The sequence below is a fragment of the Streptomyces sp. NPDC059355 genome, from assembly GCF_042752335.1.
Lineage (GTDB): Bacteria > Actinomycetota > Actinomycetes > Streptomycetales > Streptomycetaceae > Streptomyces.
The window spans coordinates 38,572-57,804 of the sequence record NZ_JBHYXN010000021.1 but is presented as its reverse complement, the minus strand read 5'-3'; the positions used below and the strand labels follow the sequence as shown (position 1 = coordinate 57,804).

At 72.8% G+C, this 19,233-nt stretch carries 19 protein-coding genes; 7 read left to right on the top strand and 12 right to left on the bottom strand.

Annotation, left to right across the window (positions count from 1 at the left end):
• Position 1 precedes the first annotated feature (1 nt).
• Positions 2–1,591: a DUF2142 domain-containing protein gene (locus tag ACFXGI_RS20955; RefSeq protein WP_384708612.1), complete on the top strand. Its 1,590-nt coding sequence runs from the start codon at positions 2–4 to the stop codon at positions 1,589–1,591.
• Positions 1,592–1,666: 75 nt separating this feature from the next.
• Here ACFXGI_RS20955 and ACFXGI_RS20950 read toward each other — a convergent pair whose 3' ends face one another.
• Positions 1,667–2,380 (bottom strand): carbon-nitrogen hydrolase family protein, encoded by a 714-nt coding sequence (locus ACFXGI_RS20950; RefSeq protein WP_384708610.1) that lies wholly within the window; start codon positions 2,378–2,380, stop codon positions 1,667–1,669.
• Between the two features lie 121 nt (positions 2,381–2,501).
• Between ACFXGI_RS20950 and ACFXGI_RS20945 the strand changes: the two genes are divergently transcribed.
• Positions 2,502–3,152 (top strand): hypothetical protein, encoded by a 651-nt coding sequence (locus ACFXGI_RS20945; RefSeq protein ID WP_384708607.1) that lies wholly within the window; start codon positions 2,502–2,504, stop codon positions 3,150–3,152.
• Between the two features lie 31 nt (positions 3,153–3,183).
• On the opposite strand, the gene ACFXGI_RS20940 is transcribed toward ACFXGI_RS20945, so the two are convergent.
• A complete protein-coding gene (locus ACFXGI_RS20940) occupies positions 3,184–3,762 on the bottom strand; it encodes a TetR/AcrR family transcriptional regulator (protein WP_384708605.1) in 579 nt (192 codons plus the stop codon).
• A gap of 267 nt (positions 3,763–4,029) precedes the next feature.
• Between ACFXGI_RS20940 and ACFXGI_RS20935 the strand changes: the two genes are divergently transcribed.
• Positions 4,030–6,423 (top strand): beta-glucosidase, encoded by a 2,394-nt coding sequence (locus ACFXGI_RS20935; protein ID WP_384708818.1) that lies wholly within the window; start codon positions 4,030–4,032, stop codon positions 6,421–6,423.
• Positions 6,424–6,508: 85 nt separating this feature from the next.
• Here ACFXGI_RS20935 and ACFXGI_RS20930 read toward each other — a convergent pair whose 3' ends face one another.
• On the bottom strand, positions 6,509–7,417 hold the full coding sequence (locus tag ACFXGI_RS20930) for an SGNH/GDSL hydrolase family protein (protein WP_384708602.1): 909 nt from the start codon (positions 7,415–7,417) through the stop codon (positions 6,509–6,511).
• Between the two features lie 249 nt (positions 7,418–7,666).
• Here ACFXGI_RS20930 and ACFXGI_RS20925 point away from each other — a divergent pair, with 249 nt between their 5' ends.
• Positions 7,667–8,161 carry a DUF3145 domain-containing protein gene (locus tag ACFXGI_RS20925; protein WP_384708599.1) on the top strand — a complete coding sequence of 165 codons (495 nt, stop codon included), beginning with the start codon at positions 7,667–7,669 and terminating at the stop codon, positions 8,159–8,161.
• 93 nt (positions 8,162–8,254) lie between these two features.
• Here the strand turns inward: ACFXGI_RS20925 and ACFXGI_RS20920 are convergent, their stop codons facing one another.
• The 5 genes from ACFXGI_RS20920 to ACFXGI_RS20900 form a co-directional block, all read right to left on the bottom strand.
• Positions 8,255–9,520: a beta-ketoacyl-[acyl-carrier-protein] synthase family protein gene (locus ACFXGI_RS20920; RefSeq protein ID WP_384708596.1), complete on the bottom strand. Its 1,266-nt coding sequence runs from the start codon at positions 9,518–9,520 to the stop codon at positions 8,255–8,257.
• A 79-nt stretch (positions 9,521–9,599) separates the two neighbouring features.
• Positions 9,600–9,848, bottom strand: coding sequence for an acyl carrier protein (locus ACFXGI_RS20915; protein ID WP_030009997.1), 249 nt, complete (start codon positions 9,846–9,848; stop codon positions 9,600–9,602).
• 57 nt (positions 9,849–9,905) lie between these two features.
• Entirely contained in the window at positions 9,906–10,910 is a 1,005-nt protein-coding gene (locus ACFXGI_RS20910; protein WP_384708593.1) for a ketoacyl-ACP synthase III, read from the bottom strand.
• A gap of 19 nt (positions 10,911–10,929) precedes the next feature.
• Positions 10,930–11,847 (bottom strand): ACP S-malonyltransferase, encoded by a 918-nt coding sequence (locus ACFXGI_RS20905; RefSeq protein ID WP_384708590.1) that lies wholly within the window; start codon positions 11,845–11,847, stop codon positions 10,930–10,932.
• A gap of 89 nt (positions 11,848–11,936) precedes the next feature.
• On the bottom strand, positions 11,937–13,142 hold the full coding sequence (locus ACFXGI_RS20900) for a CdaR family transcriptional regulator (protein WP_030160498.1): 1,206 nt from the start codon (positions 13,140–13,142) through the stop codon (positions 11,937–11,939).
• An 81-nt stretch (positions 13,143–13,223) separates the two neighbouring features.
• On the opposite strand from ACFXGI_RS20900, the gene ACFXGI_RS20895 reads away from it, so the two are divergent.
• On the top strand, positions 13,224–13,877 hold the full coding sequence (locus tag ACFXGI_RS20895; protein ID WP_384708587.1) for a pirin family protein: 654 nt from the start codon (positions 13,224–13,226) through the stop codon (positions 13,875–13,877).
• A gap of 28 nt (positions 13,878–13,905) precedes the next feature.
• Here ACFXGI_RS20895 and ACFXGI_RS20890 read toward each other — a convergent pair whose 3' ends face one another.
• Positions 13,906–14,724: a serine hydrolase domain-containing protein gene (locus ACFXGI_RS20890; RefSeq protein ID WP_384708815.1), complete on the bottom strand. Its 819-nt coding sequence runs from the start codon at positions 14,722–14,724 to the stop codon at positions 13,906–13,908.
• 70 nt (positions 14,725–14,794) lie between these two features.
• Here ACFXGI_RS20890 and ACFXGI_RS20885 point away from each other — a divergent pair, with 70 nt between their 5' ends.
• Entirely contained in the window at positions 14,795–15,190 is a 396-nt protein-coding gene (locus ACFXGI_RS20885) for a MerR family transcriptional regulator (RefSeq protein WP_037846939.1), read from the top strand.
• The gene (locus ACFXGI_RS20880) at positions 15,187–16,206 is read left to right on the top strand and encodes an aldo/keto reductase (protein WP_384708584.1); all 1,020 of its coding nucleotides are present in this window, start codon (positions 15,187–15,189) and stop codon (positions 16,204–16,206) included. Before ACFXGI_RS20885 ends, ACFXGI_RS20880 begins: the two co-directional genes overlap by 4 nt.
• A gap of 64 nt (positions 16,207–16,270) precedes the next feature.
• Here ACFXGI_RS20880 and ACFXGI_RS20875 read toward each other — a convergent pair whose 3' ends face one another.
• From ACFXGI_RS20875 to ACFXGI_RS20865, 3 genes are all read right to left on the bottom strand, one after another.
• Positions 16,271–17,131, bottom strand: coding sequence for a DUF4429 domain-containing protein (locus tag ACFXGI_RS20875; protein WP_384708581.1), 861 nt, complete (start codon positions 17,129–17,131; stop codon positions 16,271–16,273).
• A gap of 66 nt (positions 17,132–17,197) precedes the next feature.
• The gene (locus tag ACFXGI_RS20870; protein ID WP_384708812.1) at positions 17,198–18,349 is read right to left on the bottom strand and encodes an alpha/beta hydrolase; all 1,152 of its coding nucleotides are present in this window, start codon (positions 18,347–18,349) and stop codon (positions 17,198–17,200) included.
• Between the two features lie 168 nt (positions 18,350–18,517).
• Complete coding sequence (locus ACFXGI_RS20865; protein ID WP_384708578.1) at positions 18,518–19,168, bottom strand: TetR/AcrR family transcriptional regulator; 651 nt, start codon at positions 19,166–19,168, stop codon at positions 18,518–18,520.
• Positions 19,169–19,233 lie beyond the last annotated feature (65 nt).

The window sequence follows — 19,233 nt, the reverse complement described above, 5'->3', positions numbered from 1 at the left end:
GATGTCCGCACTGACGCGCCTGGCCGACTGGTCGGCCCGGACCCCGAAGCGGCTCTGGGCCATCGCCTTCGCGCTGTTCTTCACGCTCGCGGCCTCCTGGTCCGCCGCCACCCCCCTCGGCGGCTCCCCGGACGAACACGCCCACTTCATCCGGGCCGCCGCCGTCGCCCGGGGCCAGATCGGCGGCCCCGAGGTGATGGTCCCGCACATGGTGGCGGGCATCGAGGGCAAGTTCGCCGAGACCGGGGTGCAGCTCCCCGAGTGGTACAAGCCGCTGCCCAAGCAGCACGAGTGCTACGCCTGGCACGAGGACAAGCCCGCCTCCTGCGCGCCCTCGATCGGGCACTCGGAGAAGACCGTCCAGGTCACCACCGCCGCAGGCCGCTACCACCCGGCGTACTACCTGGTGACCGGCTGGCCGAGCCTGCTGGTCGACGGCCCGAAGGGGCTGTACCTGATGCGGCTGATGTCGGCGGCGCTGTGCTCGGCCCTGCTGGCCAGTGCCGTGGTCACGGCCGCGGAGTGGCGGCGCCGGCGCTCCGTGGCGCTGCTCGGCGTGTTCACCGCGGCCACGCCCATGGCCCTCTACATGGCCGGCATGGTCAACCCCAGCGGTGGTGAGATCGCCGCCGGCATCCTCGTGTGGACCGCCCTGCTGTCGATCCTGATGTCGCCCGATCCGCGGCTGCTGAACCGGCGGCTGGCCCGGGTCGGCATCGGCGGACTCGTGCTGATCAACATCCGCCCGCTGGGGCTGATCTGGTTCGCCGGCGCTGTCTTCTTCGGCCTGCTGCTCGCGCACCGCGGCGTCCTGCGCTCGGTGCTGTGCCGCAAGGCCCTGTGGGTGTGGACCGCGCTGCTCGGGCTGGCCACGGCCGGAGCGCTGCTCTGGGCGCGGGCGCACCCCGACAACTCGGTGATCAACACGCCCAAGACGCTCACCGCCAAGGAAGCGGCCCGGCAGACCTTCGGCAACACCGAGACGTACGTCCACCAGATGCTCGGCTACTTCGGCTGGCTGGACACCCCGGCGCCCGCCTTCACCTGGCTGGTCTGGCTGGGCGTGATCGCGGTCGTCACCGCGCTGGGGCTGGCGTACGGCCGGGGGCGCGAGGCGGTGGCCCTGATCGGCATGCTCGTGGCGATCGTGGTGGTGCCGGTGGCGGCCCAGGCCTCCCAGGCGGAGCAGCTCGGCATGGTCTGGCAGGGCCGCTACCTGCTGCCCTTCGCCGTGGGCCTGCCGCTGATGGCGGTGCTGATCTGCGCGAGCCGCGCGCCCGAGCAGGGTTTCCCGTGGCGCCGGCTCGTCGGCTTCGGCGTCGCCGGGCTGGCGCTGGCGAACGCGGCGGCGTTCTTCTGGGCGCTGCGGCGCTTCGCGGTCGGCGTCAACGGTCCGTGGGTGCCGTTCTCGGCGCACTGGGCACCGCCCGGCGGCTGGATGGCGTGGACCGTCGTGTACACGGCAGCGGCGTTCGCGCTCGTGCTGCCGGCACTCGTGCGGGACCGCGAGCCCTCCGTGGCGGAGGGTCCCGCGGAGCGGGACGGGAGCAGCCGCTCCGGACGGCACTCGAAGGTCCCGGCGATCGGCTGAGGTCCCGGCCGCCGGATCGGCACGCGCGGTCCGGCACGCCGTCGGACCGGGTGGGCCGTCGGCCCGGGCGTGCCGTCAGGCGCCCACCTCCGCCGTCACCACCGAGGCCGTACGGTCGTCCGCCTCGGCCAGCAGCGCGCCGCCCGGCGCCCAGAGCGCGGCGCGCCCGCAGCCGGTCCACGGGCCCGCCGGGCCCACGTGGTTGGCGAGGACGACGTACAGGCCGTGCCGCTCGGCGATCCCGGGGTACACGGTGGCCCGCTCCCGGATGCCGTCGCCCGTGCCGTACAGCGAGCTCGCCAGGTGGACCCGGCAGCCGTCCGCCGCCGCGCGGCCGGTGAGCTGCGGGAAGTGGTTGTCGTAGCAGACGCCGAGGGAGAAGCGGATCCCGCCGAGCGAGAAGCGCCCCGGGCTCTCGCCGGCCGCGAACACGCCCTGCTCGTGCCCGTACAGGTGCTGCTTGGCGTACGTGGTCACGTGCTCGCCGTCCGCCCCGTAGACCAGGGTCGCGAGGGCGGGCAGCGGACCGTCGGTGCGCAGTGCGGCGTTGACCGCGACGGCGACGCCGGCGGAGCGCAGGGGATCCAGCCGGGGATCGTCGGAGCCCGCCAGCCAGAGCCCCGGGTCGGCGGCCAGGGAGTCCAACTCGTAGCCGGTGAGGGTGAGCTCGGGGAACACGACGAGCTCGGCGCCCCGCGCCCGGGCCTCGGCGGCGAGGGCGACGCTCCGCTCCGTGTTGGCGGGTATGTCGGCCGGGACGCAGGTGAGCTGCGCTGCTGCGATCTTCACGGACCCAGCATGCCAGCCCGGTCCCGAACACCCGGGGCCGGTACGGGGGTCGACGTGGCGACCCAACGGAGTGATGCTGTAACGGCCCGTGTGTTCAACGGAGTTGACGGAGGACCCGCCGATGCCCCTCTGGATCCACCCGGTCCTCGCCGGCGCCTTCCTGATCGTGTCGTACCGCCTGGTCCGCACGAGCGGCGCCGGGCTGCGGGTGGCCGTGCTCCTCATGGCCCTCCTGAACGCGGGCGTGCTGTGGCTGCTCGCGGCCACCGGGCCGGCCTGGGGCGTGGTCGCCGTCGCCCTCGTGTCCCTGGTGGCCGCGGCCCACGGTCTGCTGGCGGCGGCGCAGGCCTTGGCCGCCCGCATCCAGCGGGTCGACACCGAAGGCCTCCGGGGCCTGATCCGGCAGGCGGCGGACGCCGCGGGCCCTCAAGTCGTGGGCGTCTGCGTGATGTTCAGCGGCGCGCTCGCCCTGACCGCCTTCGCCGACGACACCAACCCGGAAGGCCGCCAGTTCCACCTCATGCCCGGCGCGGACTGCCCGTTCTGCCTGGTGGAGGACCAGATCCGGGATTTCCTCGGCCCGGTGGACCCGCTGCTCGCCGAGTACCGCACCCATCTGAAGGAGGGCAGCAGCCGCCACCTCCTGGTCAAGCGGCGCTCGGAGCGGGAGCCCTGGACGGGACGGCTGCGCGACCGGGTCTACTACCGGGCCCCCGGCCCGGCCCGGCGCCCGCCCTGCGCCGTCCACGACCCGCTGCTGGGCCGTCCGTAGGCCCTGACCGGCAAGATCGGAAGGAGGCGGCCTACGCCCCTTCCGGCCCGCGCAGCAAGGTCAGGAAAGAGCGGAAGGCGGCCGGCATGTCCACCGAATCCGGGGCGAGCAGCCACTGGTACTGGAGCCCGTCCATGACCGCCGTCAGCAGCGGGGCCGCCTGCTCCGGGGTGAGGCCCGAGGGCAGCCGGTCGCCGAACTCGGCGCGCAGCACCGCCGCCATCTCGGAACGCACCTGCGCGTAGCGCTCGGTGAAGAACTCCCGGGCCGGATGCCCGTCGGTGACGCTCTCGCCCAGCAGCGCCGAGAAGGTCTGCACGATGCCGGGGCGCATGGCGTTGTACTCCACCAGCGAGGCCAGCAGGTCCAGGCGCCAGGTGCCGGCCGAGGCGCGCGAACCGCCGCCGGTGTCCCAGCGGTCGCGCTCCTCCAACACTGCCACCAGCAGCGCCTCCTTGGTGGGGAAGTAGTGCAGCAGCCCCTGCTGGGTCAGGCCGACGCGCTCGGCCACCGCCCCCAGCGACGCACCGCGGTAGCCGCGCTCCGCGATCACCTCGACCGCCGCGCGGACGATGTCGCCGCGCCGCTCCTCGCTCCTCGCCCTGGCCATCGCCCCGGTACCTCTTCCGCTCAAGCCGTGTCCCGCCGCGGCGGCGGGAACGTACGTACGCTATCGGAATATCACGAACAGATTACGAACCCTACCGCTCTACTGGTATCGGGTCCACGATGGGGGACACCCCGCGGCACCCGCACTGCCCCGCACCACACCCCCGCCGCCGGCTCCCGCACGCTCGCACGCACTCAACGAGGAGGCACGGCCGTGACCGATGCCGATCAGGTCCGCCACGACGCCGTAGAGGCGGCACTCGGCAAGATGGACCTCGACACCAAGGCCCGCCTCCTGGCCGGCCAGGACATGTGGTCCCTGCCCGCCGTTCCCGAGATCGGGCTGAAGTCCCTGGTCATGTCCGACGGCCCCATCGGGGTCCGCGGCGTGCGCTGGACCGCCGACGACCCCTCCATCGCCCTGCCGTCCCCGACGGCGCTCGCCGCCGCCTGGGACCCCGCGCTCGCCCGCCGCGCCGGCCGGCTCCTGGCCCAGGAGGCCCGCCGCAAGGGCGTCCACGTCCTCCTCGCCCCCACCGTCAACCTGCACCGCTCCCCGCTCGGCGGCCGGCACTTCGAGTGCTACTCCGAGGACCCCTACCTCAGCGGCGCCATCGGCACCGGCTACGTGCAGGGCGTCCAGGACGGCGGCGTCGGCACCACCGTCAAGCACTACGTCGGCAACGACGCCGAGACCGACCGGTTCACCGTCGACAGCGTCATCGCCCCGCGACCGCTGCGAGAGCTGTACCTGGCGCCCTTCGAGGCCATCGTCGCGAACGCCCGTCCCTGGGGCATCATGACCGCGTACAACCGGGTCAACGGCACGATGATGAGCGAGAACCAGTACCTCGTGAACGATGTCCTGCGCGGCCAGTGGGGCTTCGACGGGTGCAACGTCTCCGACTGGATGGCCGCCCGCTCCACCACCGGCGACATCCTCGGCGGCCTCGACGTCGTCATGCCCGGACCGCAGACCGTCTACGGGCCGGCCCTCGCCGAGGCCGTCCGCGCCGGCGAGGTCCCCGAGTCCGCCGTGGACGAGGCCGTGCGCAACGTCCTGCGCCTCGCCGCCCGCGTCGGCATCCTTCAGGGCGCCCCCGCCGTCGTCGAGACCGCACCGGCCCCGATCGACGGCCAGGCGCTGGCCCGCGAGCTCGCCGCCCGCGGCTTCGTCCTCGTACGCAACGAGAACGGGGCCCTCCCGCTGGACGCCGCCCCCGGCCGCACCGTCGCCCTGCTCGGCGCCGCCGCCCGCGACGCCCGCGTCCTCGGCGGCGGCTCGGCCACCGTCTTCCCCGAGCGGATCGTCTCCCCGCTGGACGGGCTGACCGAAGCCCTCCCGGACGGGGCCCTGACCTTCTTCGTCGGAGCCGACCCTTCCGAGGAGCTCACACCCGCCGACAGGGGCTTCGAGCTCCGTGCGGTCTGCCGCGACGCCTCCGGCGCAGTCCTGGGCGAGGGCAGCCTGCCGACCGGCCAGGTCCAGTGGATCGGCGACGACCTGCCCGCGGGGGCCTCGTACGAGACCATGGCGAGCATCGAGGTCACCGGCGCGTTCGTGCCGCGCGAGAGCGGAGAGCACGCATTCGGCACCCGCGGACTCGGCGCGTTCACCCTCGCGGTCGGCGGCGAGACCCTCTGGGACGGCGTCCAGGCGATGGGCAGCGAGGCCGACCCGTTCGAGGCCTTCTTCGGTGCCCCCAGCGAACGCGCCCGCGTCGAGCTGGAGGCGGGCGAGGCCGTCGAGGTCTCGCTGACCTACCAGGTCCCCGACACCAGCACCCTGCCGCTCAAGGCGATCATGTTCTCGCTGCTCCACCTCGGCCCGCAGCGCGACGCCGACGAGCTGATCGCCGAGGCCGTGGCCGCCGCCCGCGCCGCCGACACCGCCATCGTGGTCGTCGCCACCACCGAGCGCGTGGAGTCCGAGGGCTTCGACCGGAGCGACCTGTGCCTGCCGGGCCGCCAGGACGACCTCGTGCGCGCCGTCGCCGCCGCCAACCCGAACACCGTGGTCGTCGTCAACACCGGCTCACCGGTCGAGCTGCCGTGGCGGGACGAGGTGGCCGCCGTACTGCTGACCTGGTTCCCCGGGCAGGAGGGCGGGGCCGCGCTGGCCGACGTACTCCTCGGGCTCCGGGAGCCGGGCGGGCGGCTGCCCACCACCTGGCCCGCGCGGTTCGCCGACGCGCCGGTCACCGAGGTGATCCCGACCGAGGGGCGCCTGGAGTACACCGAGGGCCTCTTCATCGGGTACCGGGCGTACGAGCGGCAGGGCGTCGCCCCCGCCTTCCCGTTCGGGCACGGCCTCGGCTACACCGACTGGGCGTACGAGTCCCTGGAGGTCACCGGCGCCACGGCCCGGGTCCGCGTCACCAACACCGGCAGCCGGGCCGGCCGCGAGGTCGTCCAGGTCTACCTCGCCCCCGCCGGCGCGGCGGCCGGTGCCGCGGAGCGCCCGGCGAGCTGGCTCGCCGCCTTCGCGGGCGTCGAGGCGGGCCCCGGCGAGAGCGTCGAGGCCGAGATCGCCCTGCCCGCCCGGGCCTTCGAGATCTGGGACGAGGCGGCCGGCCGCTGGCAGCGGATCGGCGGTACGTACGAGGTCCGCGCGAGCCACGCCCACGGCGACACGCGGCTCACGGCGACCCTGGAGGTCTGAGCCCCCTCCGGAGGTGGCCGGAAATCACCCATGAACCGGACCGGGGGCGGGCCCTGACACCCGCCCCCGGTCCTCCTGTCCCACGTCAGCGCGGCGCTTCGGCCGCCGTCACCTGGCGGTGTGCCAGCTCCGCGAGCCGGGCCTGCCCGTCCTTGCCCGGGTGGAACCAGTCCCAGTGGCTCAACTGGTCCGCGGCGAACGGGTACTGGAACACCGCGCCGCCGTCGTAGCGGCACAGCCGGTCCTTCGCGCAGACCTCGCGGAGCACCTCGTTGTACTCGACCACCCGCGCCCGCACCTGCTCGCGCCGGGCCGTCGCCCCGGCGGCCGCCGACAGCGGGTCCGCCAGCATCGACTGACAGATCCCCAGCTTCCAGATCTGCCGCACCATCGGCGCGTCCTTGCCCTGCTCCCACAGCCGCTGCAGGTCCGGCACGCTGGAGACGTACACCTGGGACGTGGGGGAGGCCGCCCGCAGACCGGTGAGGGCCTTCTCGAACCCGGCCCGGAACTCCGCCACCGGCGTCATCGACGAAGCCGTCGGCCGGCAGGCGTCGTTCGAGCCCACCATCACCGTGACCAGGTCGGGGCGGTGCTCCGCGGCCGAGGCCAGCTGCCCCGCCAGGTCCGCCATCCGCGAGCCCGTCACCGCGTAGTTCCAGCTGCGCTCCGGCACCTGCGCCTCCCCGAGCAGCCGGGCGGCGAGCGAGTGGACGGCGGGGTCGTTCCCGGTGGCCCAGGACACCTCGGGGCAGTCGGCCAGCACCGAACAGGCGTCGAAACCCCGCGTGATGGAGTCGCCGGCCGCGGCGATCGACGCGGGCGCGGTGTTCCAGCGCGGCCCGGCCTGCGCTCCCTGCTCACCCTCCGTGTCCGACCCGCCCGACTGACATCCGGTCAGCAACCCGGCCAGGAGGGCCGCCGCCGCGCCCGCGCCCGCGAGGGTCCGGCGCCGGGTCGTGCGCGCTCGGCGTCGCGTGGCGGTGGTGCGCATCGGGTGGTTTCCCTCCTCGTCGCCCCGCGTCCTCCGGGGCGCCCTGCTGAGTGAATGCTCTGCGTTTGGCAGCCTCGGACCGACCGTACGTCACACCATGACCCCTGGCGCACGGTAGCTTTTTCCCGTGGCGTTTCGGCCGCAGGTCTCGTAGCGCAATGTCAAATAATTTCCGTTACATTACATCACGTCACATACTGTCCGTTTTCTGGAGTTTATTCCCGACCTCGTCCCACACTGGAGGTCCCGGTGACGACACGTGGAGTTCTGTACGTGCATTCCGCTCCGCGCGCGCTCTGCCCGCATGTGGAATGGGCTGTCGCGGGTGTGCTCGGGGTGCGGGTGAACCTCGACTGGATCAGGCAGCCCGCCTCCCCCGGCACCTGGAGAGCCGAGTTCTCCTGGCAGGCCGAAGCGGGCACCGCCTCGAAGCTCGCCTCCGCCCTGCGCGGCTGGCACCTGCTGCGCTTCGAGGTGACCGCGGAACCCTGCCCCACCGCCGAGGGCGAGCGCTACAGCTCCACCCCGGAGCTCGGCATCTTCCATGCCGTCACCGGCATGCACGGCGACATCCTGATCCCCGAGGACCGGCTGCGCGCCGCCCTCGCCCGGTCCGCGCGCGGTGAGACCGACCTGGAGGCGGAGATCACCAAACTGCTCGGCAAGCCCTGGGACGACGAGCTGGAGCCCTTCCGCTACGCGGGCGAGGGCGCCCCGGTCCGCTGGCTGCACCAGGTCGTCTGATCCCCGGAACCCGGAACCCGGATCCAGGGAGATGCGGAAAGGGCCCGCCCGGCGAGTGCCGGGCGGGCCCTTCCGTTCGTACTGCCCCGCGGACTAGACGGTCCTGAAGGCCAGTGTCACGTTGTGGCCGCCGAAGCCGAACGAGTTGTTGATCGCGGAGATCGCGCCCTCGGCCGGCAGCTTGCGCGGCTCGCCGACGACGATGTCCGCGTCGATGTCCTCGTCGAGCTCGTCGACGTTGATGGTCGCCGGGGCGATCCGGTGGTACAGCGCGAGCACGGTCGCGACGGTCTCGATGCCGCCGGCGCCGCCCAGCAGGTGGCCGGTCATCGACTTCGTCGCGGAGATCGCGATGTGGTCGAGGTCGTCGCCTAGGACCTTGCGCAGGGCCTTCAGCTCGGCCGTGTCACCCTGCGGGGTCGACGTGGCGTGCGCGTTCAGGTGGACCAGCTCGGCCGGGTCGAGACCCGTGTTGTCCAGCAGGTTCTGCACCGCGGCCGCGACACCGCGGCCGGTCGGCTCCGGCTGCGCGATGTGGTGGCTGTCCGCGGACAGACCCTGGCCCAGCACCTCGCAGTAGACCCGGGCGCCGCGCGCGGCGGCGTGCTCGGCGGACTCCAGGATGACGACGCCCGCGCCCTCGCCGAGGACGAAGCCGTCGCGGGCCTTGTCGTACGGGCGGGAGGCCTGCTGCGGGTTCTCGTTGTTCTTGGACATCGCCATCATGTTGGCGAAAGCGGCGATCGGCAGCGGGTGGATCGCCGCCTCGGTGCCGCCCGCGACGACCACGTCGGCGCGGCCGGTACGGATCATCTCGACGGCGTAGCCGATGGCCTCGGCGCCCGAGGCGCACGCGCTGACCGGAGTGTGCACGCCCGCCTGGGCGTTGACCTCCAGGCCGACGTTGGCCGACGGGCCGTTCGGCATGAGCATGGGGACGGTGTGCGGGGAGACCCGGCGCACACCCTTTTCCTTCAGTACGTCGTACTGGTCGAGCAGGGTGGTGACGCCGCCGATGCCGGAGGCGATCACGGTGCCCAGGCGTTCGGGCATGACGGCCGCGTCCTCGCCCGCCGGGGCGGTGTAGCCGGCGTCGGCCCACGCCTCACGGGCGGCGATGACGGCGAACTGGGCCGAGCGGTCCAGCTTGCGGGCCAGCGGGCGCGGCAGGACCTCACTCGGGTCCACGGCGGCCGGGGCGGCGATACGAACCGGGAGTTCGGCGAAGCGCTCGCCCTCGAGGGGCTTGACGCCGGAGCGACCGGCGAGCAGACCTTCCCAGGTCGAAGCGCTGTCGCCACCCAGCGGAGTGGTTGCGCCGATACCGGTGACGACCACGGTGCGATTGGTCGGGCTCACAGGAATTCTTTCTCCACGTCTCAGAGGGTGCTGAATTGTCACGGCGCCACCGCCGGGTGGCGACAAACGCTCGTCAGGCTCAGGCCTGGTGCTTCAGGATGTAGTCCGCGGCGTCGCCGACCGTCTTGAGGTTCTTGACGTCCTCGTCCGGGATCTTGACGTCGAAGCGCTCTTCGGCGGCGACGACGACCTCGACCATGGAGAGCGAGTCGACGTCAAGGTCGTCCGTGAAGGACTTCTCGATCGCGACGTCCTCGGTGGGGATACCGGCGATCTCGTTGACGATCTCCGCGAGACCCTCGACGATCTCTTCCTGCGTGGCGGCCATGTGGCGCTCCTTCTCTAGCTAACTGGGTGAAACGGGGCGGGATGTGGATCCCGGGCCCTAGGGGAGGGTAACGACCGTCGCGGCGTAGACGAGCCCCGCCCCGAAGCCGATGACGAGCGCGGTGTCGCCGCTCTTCGCAGCTCCGGTCGCCAGGAGCCGCTCCATCGCGAGCGGGATCGAGGCGGCCGACGTGTTGCCGGTGGTTTCCACGTCACGGGCGACCGTGACGTGTTCCGGCAGCTTCAGAGTCTTCACCATCGAGTCGATGATCCGCATGTTTGCCTGGTGCGGGATGAAGACGTCCAGGTCCTCCGCGGTGATCCCGGCCGCGTCGAGCGCCTGCTGGGCCACCTTGGCCATCTCGAAGACGGCCCAGCGGAAGACCGCCTGACCCTCCTGCGTGATGGCCGGAAACTTCTGGTCGCTGTCCGTGCTGCGGTACTCGTCCCACGGCACGGTCTGCTTGATCGTCTCGGACTTGTCGCCCTCCGAACCCCACACCGTGGGGCCTATGGCGGGCTCGTCCGAGGGGCCGACGACCACGGCGCCGGCGCCGTCGCCGAACAGGAAGGCCGTCGCGCGGTCCTCCAGGTCGGTCAGGTCCGACAGCCGCTCCACGCCGATGACGAGGACGTACTGCGCCGAGCCCTCGACGACGAGGCCCTTGGCCAGCGTCAGGCCGTAGCCGAAGCCGGCGCAGCCCGCGGAGATGTCGAACGCGGCCGGCTTGACCGCGCCGATCCGGTGCGCGATCTCCGTCGCGACGGCCGGGGTCTGCTTGAAGTGCGAGACCGTGGAGACGATCACGGCGCCGATCTGCTCGGGCGAGATGCCGGCGTCGGCCAGCGCCTTGCCGGAGGCCTCCACCGACATCGCGGCGACGGTCTCCTGGGGCGAGGCCCAGTGCCGGGTCGCGATGCCGGAGCGGGAACGGATCCACTCGTCCGACGAGTCGATCGTCTCCAGGATGACCTCGTTGGAGACCACGCGGATCGGTCGGTAGCCGCCGACGCCGAGAATGCGGGCGTACGGGGAGCCCTTGGCAGGCTTGATCTTCGACATGCTGTGTGGGCTCCTTCTCTCAGGCCGCGTGCTCGGCGATGAGCGCGGCGGCCTTTTCGAGATCGTCCGGGGTCTTCAGGGCCACGGTCGGCACGCCCTTGAGCGCGCGCTTGGCCAGACCCGTCAGAGTGCCACCCGGACTGAGCTCGATGATCCCGGTGACACCCAGCTCGCCGAACGTCTCCATGCACAGGTCCCAGCGGACCGGGTTCGCGACCTGGCCGACCAGGCGGGCGACGACGTCGGTGCCCGTGGTGACGACGTGGCCGTCCTTGTTCGAGACGTACTTCAGCTCCGGGTCGGCCGGGGCGAGGGCCTGGGCGGCCTTCTCCAGCGTGGTGACGGCGGGAGCCATGTGGTGCGTGTGGAAGGCGCCCGCGACCTTGAGGGCGACGACCTTCATGGAGCCCTCGGGCTTCTCGGCCACCAGGGCCTCGATCTGCTCCATCGTTCCTGCGGCGACGATCTGGCCCGCGCCGTTGATGTTCGCCGGGGTCAGACCCAGCTTCTCCAGGTGCGCGACGACCACCGCCTGGTCGCCGCCGAGCACCGCGGCCATGCCCGTCTCGGTGACGGCGGCGGCCTCGGCCATCGCCAGACCGCGGGTCCGTACGAACGACAGCGCGTCCGCATCGGACAGCACACCGGCGTACGCGGCGGCGGTGATCTCGCCGACGCTGTGGCCCGCGACGGCGCCGAAGGCCGTGGCGGAGCCCAGGGCGGAGGAGGACAGGAGACCGGCGGCCACCAGCAGCGGCTGCGCCACCGCCGTGTCGCGGATCTCGTCCGCGTCCGCCTTCGTGCCGTAGTGGGCAAGGTCGAGCCCGATGGCGTCCGACCATGCGGCGATGCGGTCAGCGGCGCCGGGGAGGTCGAGCCAGGGAGTCAGGAAGCCGGGCGTCTGTGCGCCTTGGCCGGGAGCGACGAGTACGAGCACCCTCACACTCTCTCTTGTGGACGGTCCCTCCCGCCCGTGGGGACAGGGACGAAGAACCGTCGGGGTAATTGTTGATGTCCGACAAAAGTCTAGGACTGCTGATCGCCGTCGGCCAGACGCCCGAGGATCAAGGCGATCCGCAACGTGAACGCAGATCGGACATCGGACGGTGACCAGCCGGTGACGTCGGTCACACGTCGCAGCCGGTAGCGCACTGTGTTCGGGTGTACGAACAGCATGCGCGCCGCCCCTTCCAGGCTGCTCGCCTGCTCCAGATACACGCTCAGCGTCTCCAGCAACGCCGAGCCCGCCTCTTCCAGCGGTCTGTAGATCTCCTCCACCAACTGCTCGCGGGCGGAGGGATCCGAGGCGATCGCACGCTCGGGCAGCAGATCGTCCGCCAGCACCGGCCGGGGGGCGTCCTGCCAGGCCGTACAGGCCTTCAGCCCGGCCGCCGCGGCCTGCGCGGACTTGGTCGCGTTCAGCAGATCCGGAACCACCGGACCGGCCACCACCGGGCCCGCAGCGAACGGCCCGATCAGCGACTTCGCCACCTGGATCGGGTTGTCGCTGCCGCCCGCGATCACGACGAGGCGGTCCCCGAGCACGCCCGTCAGGACCTGGAGCTTGTGGTGCCGGGCGGCGCGCCGGATCGCCTCGACGGTCAGCTCGCTGTCGCCCTCCGGCGCGGTGCCGAGCACCACGCACACGTGCTCCGGCGAATTCCAGCCAAGTGCGGCGGCCCGCGACAGCGCGCCCTCGTCGGCCTCGCCGGACAGCACCGCGTTCACGACGAGGGACTCCAGCCGGGCGTCCCACGCCCCGCGCGCCTCCGCGGCCTGCGCGTACACCTGGGCCGTCGCGAACGCGATCTCCCGGGCGTACACCAGCAGCGCCTCGCGCAGGATCGACTCGTCGCCGGGGGCCGCGACCTCCTCGATCGCGGTCTCCATGACCTCGATCGTCGTCCGGACCATCTCCACGGTCTGGCGCAGGGTGATCGCCCGGGTCAGCTCGCGCGGAGCCGTCCCGAAGACGTCCGTCGAGATCGCCTGCGGAGTCTCCGGGTGCCGGAACCACTCCGTGAACGCGGCGATACCGGCCTGAGCGACCAGGCCGATCCAGGACCGGTTCTCCGGGGGCATCGCCCGGTACCACGGCAGGGTCTCGTCCATCCGCGCGATCGCGTTCGCGGCGAGCCGGCCGGAGGACTTCTCCAGTCGGCGCAGCGTCGCGGCGTGCGGATGGGCGGGAGCGGGATGCGCGGGGGAATGCTCACGTTCGGGTTGGGGCACGGGACAAGACTGCCTTATCGGGGCGGCGGCGCGGAGTCCGGTCCCGTGGCGGCCCTCCACCAGGGGGCTACGGTGACTTCCATGATTGACGTACGCCGCGGGGCCGACCGGTACGAGGGCGGGGATCCGGACGCCGGGATCACCACCGCGCACGCCTTCTCCTTCGGCGGGCACTACGACCCGGACAACCTGCGCTTCGGCCCGGTCCAGGCCTGCAACGAGGAGCGGCTCGCCCCGGGAGCGGGCTTCGACGAGCACCCGCACAGCCACACCGAGATCGTGACCTGGGTCGTCGAGGGCGAGCTCGCGCACAAGGGCAGCACCGGCGAGAGCGCCGTGGTCCGGCCAGGTGACGTGCAGCACCTGGCCGCCGGATCCGGCGCCCGGCACATCGAGCGCAACGACGGTGCGGTGCCGCTGCGCTTCGTGCAGACGTGGCTCGCGCCGCTGGACGGGGGCGGGGAGCCCGCGTACACGCTGGTCCGGCAGATCGCCGAAGGCACCCCGTACGAGATCCCCGCGGCCGGGGCCGTCCTGCACGTCCGCCGGCCCGGCGCGGGCGAGCGGGTCGCCGTACCGGCGGCGGAGCGGATCTACCTGCACGTGGTCCGCGGGGACCTGCGCCTGGACGGGGAGGAGCTCGGTCCCGGGGACGCGGCGCGGATCACCGGGGAGCAGGGCCTGGAGATCGTCGCCGGATCCCCGGGCGAGCTGCTGATCTGGGAGCTGCCGTAGAAGCTTACGGGCTTACGGGCTTACGGGCCTACCGGGCGGCGAGCTCGGCGAGGACCGCGTCGGTGAACGGAGGCCAGGCCTCCACGGCCCACGGGCCGAAGGCGCGGTCGGCCAGCGCCACGCACGCGGCGCGGGCGTCCGGGTCCACCCACAGGAAGGTGCCGGCCTGTCCGAAGTGGCCGAAGGTGCGCGGCGAGGACGAGGCGCCCGTCCAGTGCGGGGACTTCCCGTCGCGGATCTCCAGGCCGAGCCCCCAGTCGTTGGGGGACTGGATCCCGTACCCCGGGAGCACTCCCTTGAGTCCCGGGTGGACCACGGAGGTGGCCTCCGCGACCGTACGCACGTCCAGCAGCCGCGGCGCCTGGAGCTCGGCGGCGAACCGGACGAGGTCGGAGACGGTCGAGACCCCGTCCTTGGCGGGCGAGCCGTCCAGTGTGGTCGACTCCATGCCGAGCGGCTCGAACACCGCCTGGTGCACGTACTCCGCGAACGGGATGCCCGTGGCCTTGGCGATGTGGTCGCCGAGCACCTCGAAACCGGCGTTCGAGTACAGCCGGCGCGTCCCGGGCGCGGCCATCGCGCGGTGCTCGTCGAAGGCCAGCCCGCTGGTGTGCGCGAGCAGGTGACGGACCGTCGAGCCCTCGGGCCCGGCCGACTCGTCCAGCTCGATCGCCCCCTCCTCGTACGCGACGAGCGCGGCGTACGCGGCGAGGGGCTTGGTCACCGAGGCCAGCGCGAAGCGTTGGTCCAGGGGCCCGTGGGAGCCGGCCAGGCTCCCGTCGGCGCGCACCACGGCCGCCGCGGCGGTCGGTACCGGCCAGTTTTCGATGGTCCGCAGGCTCTGCAGGGTCTCCACGCTCTCCATGCGGCCGAGCCTACTTGCTTGGAGTGCACTCCAAGGTTTTAGCGTGGTCGCCATGAGCCTGACGCAGACGCGGTACACGATCAGCGAGGTCGAGGCCCGGACCGGTCTGACCCAGCACACGCTGCGCTGGTACGAGCGGATCGGCCTGATGCCGCACGTGGACCGCTCCCACTCGGGACAGCGCCGGTTCAGCGACAAGGACCTCCACTGGCTGGCCTTCGTGGGCAAGCTGCGCGCCACCGGGATGTCGGTGGCCGACATGGTCCGCTACGCCGAACTCGTGCGCGAGGGCGAGCACACCGTCGACCAGCGGCGCGAGCTGCTGGAGCAGACGCGGCGCGAGGTGCGTGCGCGGATCACGGAGCTGAACGACGCGCTCGCCGTACTGGACTTCAAGATCGACATGTATGCCATGGGCACGACCGCGGGGAAGGCGACACAGCAATGACACAGAACACCACCATCGAGCAGGTCGAACTCGGCAAGGGAGGCCCGCTGGTGGGCGTCCAGGGCCTCGGCTGCATGGGCATGAGCGAGTTCTACGGGGAGACCGACGAGGCCCGCGCCCGCGACACCCTGGAAGCGGCCCTGGCCACCGGGGTCACCCTCTTCGACACCGCGGACAGCTACGGGCGCGGAGCCAACGAGAAGTTCATCGCGCCGTTCGTCGCCGAGCACCGGGACGAGATCACCCTCGCCACCAAGTTCGGCATCGAGCGCACCGACGACCCGCAGCACCGGGGCATCCGCAACGACCGCGCGTACATCCGCCAGGCCGTGGAGGACAGCCTGCGCCGCCTCGGGACCGATGTGATCGACCTCTACTACATGCACCGGCGCGACCCGGCCGTGCCGTTCGCCGAGTCGGTGGGCACGATGGCCGAGCTGGTGCAGGAGGGCAAGGTGCGCCACCTGGGGCTCAGCGAGGTCACCGGCCCCGAACTGCGGGAGGCGTACGAGGTGCACCCGATCGCGGCGCTCCAGTCGGAGTGGTCGCTGTTCAGCCGGGACGTGGAGAACACCGCGGTGGGCGCGGCGGCGGAGCTGGGCGTGGCCTTCGTGCCGTACTCCCCGCTCGGGCGCGGCTTCCTGACCGGCTCGTTCGCGGACGCGTCGGCCGACCTGTCGGCGGCGGACTTCCGCCGCTTCCAGCCCCGGTTCACCGGCGACAACGCCAAGGCCAACGCGGCGCTGCTGACGCCGGTGCGGGAGATCGCACAGGCGCACGGGGCGACCCCGGCGCAGATCGCGCTGGCCTGGGTGCAGCAGCGGGCGCAGGTGCACGGGCTGACCGTGGTCCCGATCCCGGGCACCCGCAAGACCGGCCGCCTCGCGGAGAACACCGCAGCGACCCGGATCACGCTGACGCCGGCGGAGCTGGCGCTGCTGGAGCCGATCGCCGCCCAGGTCGCGGGCGACCGCTACCCGGACATGACCTGGACCTCCGCGGGCCGCGAGGGCTGATCCGGCTTCCGCCGACCGCCGCCACCGCCGGGGGGCCTCCCGGCGGTGGCGGTCTCCGGTGTGATCAGGCTTCGGCGGTGAAGCGGTCGCGCAGCGCCGCGTACTCGGCGTCCGTCAGCAGGCCCGCGCTGTACAACTCGCCCAGGTGGTGCAGGCGTTCGTCCGTACGCGTCGCGGGGACCGAGGCCACCGGGGTGCGGCCGCGCAGGGCGGCGAGGACGGCCGCCGCGAACGGCAGCGACTCGTGCACCGACGCGTACCCGACGGCGAACACCGCGGTCGCCAGGTCGTGGTCGGGCCGCGGATCGGCCGCCTCGTCCCGCAGCAGCAGCCGCAGGTGGCCGCCCGGGCGCTCCGGGGAGCTCCACTCGACCCCGGTCAGCGCGGTCAGCGGGTAACGCTGGTCGCCCGCCTTCCACTTGGTGCCCGTGGCCCCCGTGCGCGACCAGTGGAAGGTGACGGCCGAGCCGTCGAAGCCGAGCCGCGCGTCGTACGCCTTCAGCCGCATCGGCGGCTCCGGCACCTGAACCAGGAAGCGCTCGGCCGGCTCGGCGGCCTCCGGGCCCAGCCGGGCCCGTACGGCGTCCGCGAACTCGGCGGCCTGCCCGGCCCGGTCGGCCGGCAGCACCAGCCGGTACGGATCGCAGACCTCGCGCAACTGCCCGGCGGCGGCCTCCATCAGCGGATCCGCGCCCGTCCGCGGCACGGCACGCAGGACCACCGCGTCCCGTCTCCCCCCGGATCCGGCCGCGCTCACGCTCATCCCCGCCAACGCCTCGAAGGGGATGCGCCGCTCTCCGAGGGCGTGCAGGAGTCTCGGCGTCCTCGGCGTGCGTATCCCCCGTGCGAAGCGGATGAGCACCGAGTCCGAGTCGAACTCCCAGACGGCATGATTTCCGGCCAGTACGTCACCCATGCGGCACATGGTAAAGGGACGCACCCCTGTGCGTCCCCCTCGGTGCGAAGCCCGTTTTCCAGGGCTCTACACGTGTCAGTCCCCGTCTGTCCCGGAAATTCCACGCCGGCACGCATCGTCGCCGGTCACGCAGGTGACGGAACCGAACGCACCGGTTCCGATTTTGGCGAAGTTGTCCAGGGATCCGGTGCCTGGCTCGAAATAGCCGGTGTGGAGCTTCGCCCCGGCCGAGGACAGCACCCGCGAGCCGAAGTCCGGCGACACCGGGTCCGCCCCGTGGCCGACCCCGCCGACCTCCAGGTGCGGTACGTCCGCGATCCAGTCCCCGGAGTCCCGCGTGGCCCACACCCGGGCCGACGTGTGCAGCTCGGCCACCGACCCCGCGCGCATCCCCGGGCTGCCGGCCACGACCACGTCGGTCACCGACTCCGGCAGCGCGTGCGCGGCGACCCCGCACACCACCGAGCCGTAGCTGTGGCAGAACAGCGCCACGCTCGCGTCCCCGGGCAGCGCCGCCGTCAGGGACTTCAGCCGTACGGCCCCGTCCACCGCCATCCGGCCGGTGGCCGCGTCCATGCCGACCCCGGTCGGCGCGGTGTATCCGGCCCAGGCGATGACCGCGGTCCGGCTGCCGGGAGCCTGCGCGCGCTGGGCCTCGTACAGCGACTGCGCCATGCCGGCGGGCGCGATGAGGCGGCGCTGGGTGCGCTCGAAGGTGAGCACGTCGGTGTCGACGCCGGGGACGATCACCGAGATCCGGTTCGCCCGGTCGAGGTCGCCGAACACCTCGGCGACGCGGCCGCTGCCGGTCGGGTCGAAGGCGAAGATCTGCCGGCCCGGCTGGGCCAGGGACTCGAAGCGGTGGGCGCGCCGGCCGGCCGTGGTGCGGTCGGCCGGGGTCAGGCTGACGTCCGTGCTGCGGGCCTCCTCCGCCCGCTGGGCCAGCTCCAGGCCGCGCAGGTTGGCCCGGTAGCGCAGGGCGGCGGGCGCCCCGTCGAGGTTGCCTACGACCAGGGGGTACCCCTCGGCCAGCCGGGCCCGCTGGGATCCGTCGAGGCCGGCGAAGAAGCGGGCCACCGTCCGTACGGGGGCGTCCGCGGGCGGCACCGGGCGGCCGTCGATCCGGGCCGAGGCCCAGGAGGCCAGGGCGGCGGTCCGCAGGGTGGTGCCGGCGTCGGGGCGGTGCACCGCGGTCCAGCCGGTGGTCGCCAGCATGATGAAGACCACCGCCAGCGCGAGCAGGGTGCGCAGGGCGGCGGGGCGCGGGTCGGCGCCGACGGCGGTGGAGTGGGCGAGGCCGGGCAGGTTCACTGGGACCAGCGTAGGAGACCGGATCCGGCCACGGTGGCCAGGGTGACCGGGTTCACGGCCGACCGTGCGACCGCGTACGGGTGTTCAGCGCCAGTCCGCGGCGAGCGCCGGGCCGATCTGGTCAAGGCAGGCCTCGGTCATCCGCCTGATCGAGGCCACGCTGGCGTCCTCGTCCTGCGCCCACAGCCGCCCGGTGACCCTCATCACCCCGGAGAAGGCGGCCACCGCCACCCGGGGTCGCGGGTCCGCGTCCACGTCCAGCCCCTCGCGCTCGGCGATCAGCCGGGCGATCCGCTCCTCCAGCTCGGTGGAGCGGCGCAGGTGCACGGCGAGCAGCGCCGGCGTCGACTCGATGAGCTGGTACGTACGCATGTAGAGGTCGACCGGCACCACGTCGGAAAGGGCCTCGTCGAGGGTGTCCCAGGCGCCGAGCACCGCGCCGCGCAGGGCTTCGAAGGGGCCTTCGGCGGGCGGCCGGGCGCGCAGCGCGGCGACGTAGTGCGACTCGACCAGGTCCTGGACGGCGAAGGCGACCTCCTCCTTGTTGGCGAAGTACCGGAAGAAGGTGCGCTGGGAGACGTCCACGGCGTCGGTGATCTCGTCGACGGTGGTGTGCTCGTACCCCTGCGCGACGAAGTGGAGGAGGGCGGCGCGCAGCAGCGCGTCCCGGGTGCGCCGCTTCTTGCGTTCGCGCAGCCCGGGCGCCGCTGCCGGTGCCGGCCGCTCGTCGGTCATCACCGAGGGGTGTCCTTTCCACAGGCGCCGCCTGCCGAATCTGACGCTGAGTGAGCGGTCAGGGT

Coding starts and splice junctions, on each gene's coding strand:
- ACFXGI_RS20915 (WP_030009997.1), bottom strand. CDS start 9,848: ATGGCCGCCACGCAGGAAGAGATCGTCGAGGGTCTCGCGGAGATCGTC.
- ACFXGI_RS20885 (WP_037846939.1), top strand. CDS start 14,795: ATGAGCCTGACGCAGACGCGGTACACGATCAGCGAGGTCGAGGCCCGG.
- ACFXGI_RS20940 (WP_384708605.1), bottom strand. CDS start 3,762: ATGGCCAGGGCGAGGAGCGAGGAGCGGCGCGGCGACATCGTCCGCGCG.
- ACFXGI_RS20895 (WP_384708587.1), top strand. CDS start 13,224: ATGATTGACGTACGCCGCGGGGCCGACCGGTACGAGGGCGGGGATCCG.
- ACFXGI_RS20930 (WP_384708602.1), bottom strand. CDS start 7,417: ATGCGCACCACCGCCACGCGACGCCGAGCGCGCACGACCCGGCGCCGG.
- ACFXGI_RS20875 (WP_384708581.1), bottom strand. CDS start 17,131: ATGTGCCGCATGGGTGACGTACTGGCCGGAAATCATGCCGTCTGGGAG.
- ACFXGI_RS20880 (WP_384708584.1), top strand. CDS start 15,187: ATGACACAGAACACCACCATCGAGCAGGTCGAACTCGGCAAGGGAGGC.
- ACFXGI_RS20945 (WP_384708607.1), top strand. CDS start 2,502: ATGCCCCTCTGGATCCACCCGGTCCTCGCCGGCGCCTTCCTGATCGTG.
- ACFXGI_RS20865 (WP_384708578.1), bottom strand. CDS start 19,168: ATGACCGACGAGCGGCCGGCACCGGCAGCGGCGCCCGGGCTGCGCGAA.
- ACFXGI_RS20935 (WP_384708818.1), top strand. CDS start 4,030: ATGGACCTCGACACCAAGGCCCGCCTCCTGGCCGGCCAGGACATGTGG.
- ACFXGI_RS20955 (WP_384708612.1), top strand. CDS start 2: ATGTCCGCACTGACGCGCCTGGCCGACTGGTCGGCCCGGACCCCGAAG.
- ACFXGI_RS20910 (WP_384708593.1), bottom strand. CDS start 10,910: ATGTCGAAGATCAAGCCTGCCAAGGGCTCCCCGTACGCCCGCATTCTC.